The organism is Pedobacter sp. 01N416, from assembly GCF_056399685.1.
This window is the reverse complement of the sequence record NZ_JBFTRT010000489.1, coordinates 1-5,211: the sequence shown is the minus strand read 5'-3', so window position 1 is coordinate 5,211 and position 5,211 is coordinate 1. Positions and strand designations below refer to the sequence as shown.

Sequence of the window (5,211 nt, the reverse complement as noted above, 5' to 3'; positions counted from 1 at the left end):
GAACAAAAAGGCTTGTTACAATCATCCCGGCATTACCAAAAGAGCAGTTGTCGGTAATATCTCCTTTATCTAAAACTGTAACTTCGTAGCCTTTTTTCTGCAGATAATACGCTGAAGTTAAACCTACTATTCCACCACCTATAATTAATACTTTCGACATTCTTTTAATTTATACTGCTGATATTCTTTTAAAAACTCACTAAATCACCTGAAATCCATATGCATATGGATCATCTTCGGCATCTATTTTAATGGTATTGTAACCATAAACTTTTGCCCAGCCCTCTACACTTGGTATAATAGCTTTAATTCCGTTTAAGTCTACAACTTCTTCTACTCTTCCGATAAATTTGCTGCCGATAAAACTTTCGTGGATAAAATCTTCTCCTTGTTTTAATTTTCCTTTAGCAAACCATTGTGCTAAACGGGCTGAGGTGCCTGTTCCACATGGCGACCGATCGATGGCTTTATCGCCATAAAAAACTGCATTCCTGGCGGTTGATGTAGGGTCGATTGTTTTACCGGTCCACAACACATGGCTACAGCCATTTATCGTCGGGTCTAAAGGATGTACAAAAGTATATTGTTCGTTGATGCGTTTTCTGATGGTCTGGCTCCAGGTAATCAGTTGTGAAGCGGTGTAGTTTTCCAGTCCCGGAAAATTTTCCTGTGGGTCTACAATGGCATAAAAGTTACCCCCATAAGCTACATCAAAAGTAAGTGTACCTAAATCCGGGCATTCTACTTCTAAATTTTCTGCCGCCAAGTAAGAAGCTACGTTTTTCAGCTTAACCGATTTAACCTTTTTACCTTCTTGCTTATATTCAATTAAGACTAATCCGGCCGGGGCCTCCATTCTGATCACACCTGGTATTTTGGGCTGAATCAATCCTTCCTCTATGGCAATAGTAATGGTACCGATAGTACCATGGCCGCACATTGGAAGGCAGCCACTGGTTTCGATAAAAAGCACAGCTACATCATTGGCTGGATCGTGAGGCGGATAAAGAATACTGCCCGACATCATATCATGGCCGCGTGGTTCGAACATTAAACCTGTTCTGATCCAATCGAATTCTTTCAAAAAATGCTGACGCTTTTCGCTCATATTTGAGCCAATAAGCTGAGGGCCGCCGCCTGCAACTAACCTAACCGGATTTCCGCAAGTATGTGCATCTACACAAAAAAAAGTTTTACTCATGAGATTTCGTTAATATCTGGTTAACCGTTCTGAAAATACCTAAAGGATTTCCGTCTTTCAATTCATCAGGCAACAATTCCTGTTCCCAATCCTGATAGGCCAATGGCCTTGCAAAACGGTTGATTGCTGTTGAACCAACTGAAGTAAAACGACTATCGTTGGTAGCAGGAAACGGTCCACCATGTTGCATAGCTGCACAAACTTCTACGCCTGTAGGCACACCATTTAAAATAATCCTTCCGGTTTTATCAGTCAGCTTATTTACCAAAGTTTGATAGTGCTGAAGCTCCTGTTTTTCGGCCATTAGGGTTACGGTAAGTTGTCCTTCCAGAACATCAATGGCTTTTTCAAGTTCAGCAATATCCTGAGCAACAACCAACAACGAATATGGGCCAAAAATTTCTTCACGAAGTTTTGGATTTTTGATAAAATCAGCAGCACTTACCTGAGCAACTTTCGCCTCCGATTGATTTTGAAGTTCACTATTTTTTACTGTTGATGCCGATAAAAGCGCAACGCCACCTTCATTTACTACCTCAGCTGAAAGTTTACCATAATTATTGGCAATACCCTCGGTAAGCATAGTTGCAGATGGAATAGTTGAAATTGCCTCTTTTAAAACGGCTTTAAAATTTTCGAGTGCCGGCGATTGAACCGCTAACAATAGACCCGGGTTGGTACAAAACTGACCAGCGCCCAAAGTAATTGATGCAGCATATTTTTTACCCAGTTCTTCTGCCTGGTTTTCTATTGCCTTGGGAAGAAAAATTACCGGATTAATGCTTCCCATTTCGGCAAAAACCGGAATAGGTTGTTCGCGCTGTTGAGCAAGATTAATCAAGGCCATTCCTCCTTTAAACGAACCTGTAAACGTTACTGCTTTAGTTAATGGGTGCTGAACCAAGCTTGCTCCAATGTTATAACCATCATCATACAACAAAGAGAAAACACCTTTAGGCATTCCCGTTTTTTCGGCAGCTTTGATAATGGCACCGCCTACCATCGCACTGGTTCCGTAATGTGCGGGATGTGCTTTAACTACTACTGGGCAACCAGAAGCTAGTGCTGATGCTGTATCGCCGCCTGCAACTGAAAAAGCAAGTGGAAAATTACTTGCACCAAAAATCACTACCGGCCCGATTGGGATCAGCATTCGTCTAATATCAGGCCGTGGCAAAGGCTGTCTTTCAGGCAGTGCAGTATCGATAATTGCATCAACCCAAGAGCCTTCGGCAACCAGATTGGCAAATAACCTTAACTGGCCTGTTGTTCTGCCCAGTTCGCCCTGTAAACGACCTAAAGGCAAACCGCTTTCTGCCGAAGCCCTGTCTACCAACTCTCCGCCAAGATTAGCGATTTCATCGGCAATAGCATTTAAAAAAGCGGCTTTAAGATCTTTATTTAGGCTTCTATAGCTTTGGAAAGCCGATGTTGCTGATGTTAAGGCATCATTAACAAGGCTATCGTTCGCTTTAAAAAATTCACCGTCAAGCGTTAATCCCGTTGCGGGATTAATAGCTTTAAGGCTTCTTTCATTAACTTCTACATAGGTGCTTGCTACAATATTTTTTCCGTTCATATTTGGTTTTTAAACTATTTTCCCCAGCTACCTGCAGGTAGTTCCGGACGAACAGCTAATGCATCGTTAATAATTTTCAATACTTTTTCTCTCTCTGCGCCACTTATTGGTAAACGGGGTGCACGAACTGCTTCTGTTCCTAATCCGGTTGCTACCTCAGCTAATTTAATGTACTGTACCAATTTTGCATGAATATCCAGCTCAAGTACAGGCAAAAACCAGCGGTAAATGGTTAGCGCCTCAGCAATGCGGTTTTCTTTAATCAGTCTGAAAATGGCAACTGTTTCTCTCGGGAAAGCATCTACTAAACCTGCAACCCATCCGTGAGCCCCCATCACAATACTTTCCATCGCCAGTGGATCTACCCCTGTAAATATTTTGAAACGGTCGCCAAAGCGGTTGATCAATCGGGTTACGTTCGATACATCTCTTGTTGATTCTTTGATCGCCTGAATGTTATCATATTTTGTCAAAACCTCGAACATATCTAAGGTTACTTCGATTTTATAATCAACAGGATTGTTATAAATCATGATCGGCAGGCTTGTGCTTTCTGCAATGGCACCAAAAAAGGCCAAAGTTTCATCTGGAGCAGCATTATAACGCATTGGCGGCAACAACATTAAACCCTGTGCACCAAGCGATTCTGCTTTTTTAGCTACTTCGATTGCTTTTTTTGTAGTCGACTCTGCAATGTTCAATAAAACCGGCACTCGGCCATTTACAACAGTTAAGGTATGCGATAACAGACCGAACTTTTCTTCATCGGTTAATACACTGGCTTCGCCAAGCGATCCGCCTAAGATAATCCCTTCAGCACCTGCTTCTAACTGCGCTTCGATATTTAAATCGAAAGCCCAATTGATTTGGAAAAGCTGAGGCTCTTGTAGGAGAAATGAGATATAACAAAAAAAGGTATCCTCACGAAAAAGAATAGCTTAATAAAATCTGTCGGATGGTAACATCCAACAGCACTGTAATAAAAGCAATTTCTCCTTAGATTATGTCATGTTGAGCCTGTCGAAACACCTTAAGAGGTATTTAAACAAGTCCTTCGACAAGCTCTTGATGACAAATCTATAATTATGATACAGCCTCTTTAATACCCTACTACGCAACCTATTTGATCAATTATTTTGTGTTTTTCACCTCTAGGTAGTACATAAATTCGATACCCGATTTTGTAAAAAGCGCATCCTGACCTTTAGCCAACGCAACCTGTTGCCAGTTTTGCGATGGGATAATTTTAAGCGCTTTAATGCCTTCTTTTTTCAGGCTTAAAGGCAGATTGAACCCTTTAACACAATTGCTGTATCGGTAAAAAGCTTTGCCACCTTTGAGGTAATATTCGAATGTAGGAACTTGCACCGTACGCAGGTACTGATCAAAAACTTTTGAAAAATTGTAACCCGCTTTTTTTGAAACATAATTTTCGATCTGAGTGGTGGTTACCGTTTTATGATAAAAGGTTTGGTTGAGCCCACGCAATATGGATCTAAAAAGTTCGTCGTTATTTAAACTATGCCTTATGGCGTGTAACATGTTCCCTCCCTTTGGATACATATCGCCACTGCCCTGTGCATTTACGCCATAAGGGGGAATAATAGGGCTATCATTCCGGATGCCTTTTCTGATCCCAAAATTGTATTCATTCCCAGCTTTATTGCCAAAAATGTAATCTACAAAAAGTGTTTCACTATAGTTGGTAAAACCTTCGTGCACCCACATATCGGCCAGATCATTAGTGGTAATGTTATTGCCGAACCATTCGTGCCCGCTTTCGTGGATAATGATGAAATCCCACTTTAAGCCCCAACCATCGCCCGACATGTCTCTACCTCTATAGCCAAACTTATAACCATTGCCATAAGATACTGCCGATTGATGCTCCATTCCTGTATGCGAAGCATCGATAAGTTGATAACCATCTTCATAAAAAGGATATGGCCCAAACCAATGCTCCAGACTTTTCATCATTTTATGCACCTGGTCGGGCATATAAGTTTTCGCTTTTGGATAATTGTAATCGAGTACCCAATAATTCACATCTAATGCACCTTTTTCACCAGCATATTTCTCCTTAAAATTTACATATTTGCCTATGTAAGGAATGATGCAATAATTACTGATCGGATTTTTAACATTGTACTGGTAAGTCACGGTACCATCGTGATTATCCTTCTTGAATACCAGGCGCCCATTCCCTACCGCTACCAATGTATCGGGAACAGTCATCGTTAAAGAAGCGCCCAGATTAGGCTCGTCGCTTTGATGATCTTTATTCGGATACCATACTGAAGCGCCTAGGCCCTGACAGGCCACCRTCATCCATGGGCGCGAAAGCGAATCGGTGGTGAAGATAAAACCACCATCCCAGGGCGCTCTTTTAGCCTGATGAACCTTTCCATGGTAAAAAATATGAACATTATTC

The 5,211-nt window shown here is 41.4% G+C and carries 5 protein-coding genes; all 5 read right to left on the bottom strand.

The annotated features are described in order from the left end of the window. On the bottom strand, positions 1 to 160 hold a 160-nt coding region (locus tag AC1DND_RS22040; RefSeq protein ID WP_477584756.1), incomplete at its 3' end, for an NAD(P)/FAD-dependent oxidoreductase. Between the two features lie 39 nt (positions 161 to 199). Then, entirely contained in the window at positions 200 to 1,201 is a 1,002-nt protein-coding gene (locus tag AC1DND_RS22035) for a 4-hydroxyproline epimerase (RefSeq protein WP_477584754.1), read from the bottom strand. Next, the gene (locus AC1DND_RS22030; RefSeq protein ID WP_477584753.1) at positions 1,194 to 2,780 is read right to left on the bottom strand and encodes an aldehyde dehydrogenase (NADP(+)); all 1,587 of its coding nucleotides are present in this window, start codon (positions 2,778 to 2,780) and stop codon (positions 1,194 to 1,196) included. The genes AC1DND_RS22035 and AC1DND_RS22030 overlap by 8 nt, the downstream gene beginning before the upstream one ends. A gap of 14 nt (positions 2,781 to 2,794) precedes the next feature. Further along, entirely contained in the window at positions 2,795 to 3,622 is an 828-nt protein-coding gene (locus AC1DND_RS22025; protein ID WP_477584755.1) for a dihydrodipicolinate synthase family protein, read from the bottom strand. 289 nt (positions 3,623 to 3,911) lie between these two features. Further along, the coding region (locus AC1DND_RS22020; RefSeq protein WP_477584752.1) for a M1 family metallopeptidase at positions 3,912 to 5,211 on the bottom strand (1,300 nt) is incomplete at its 5' end.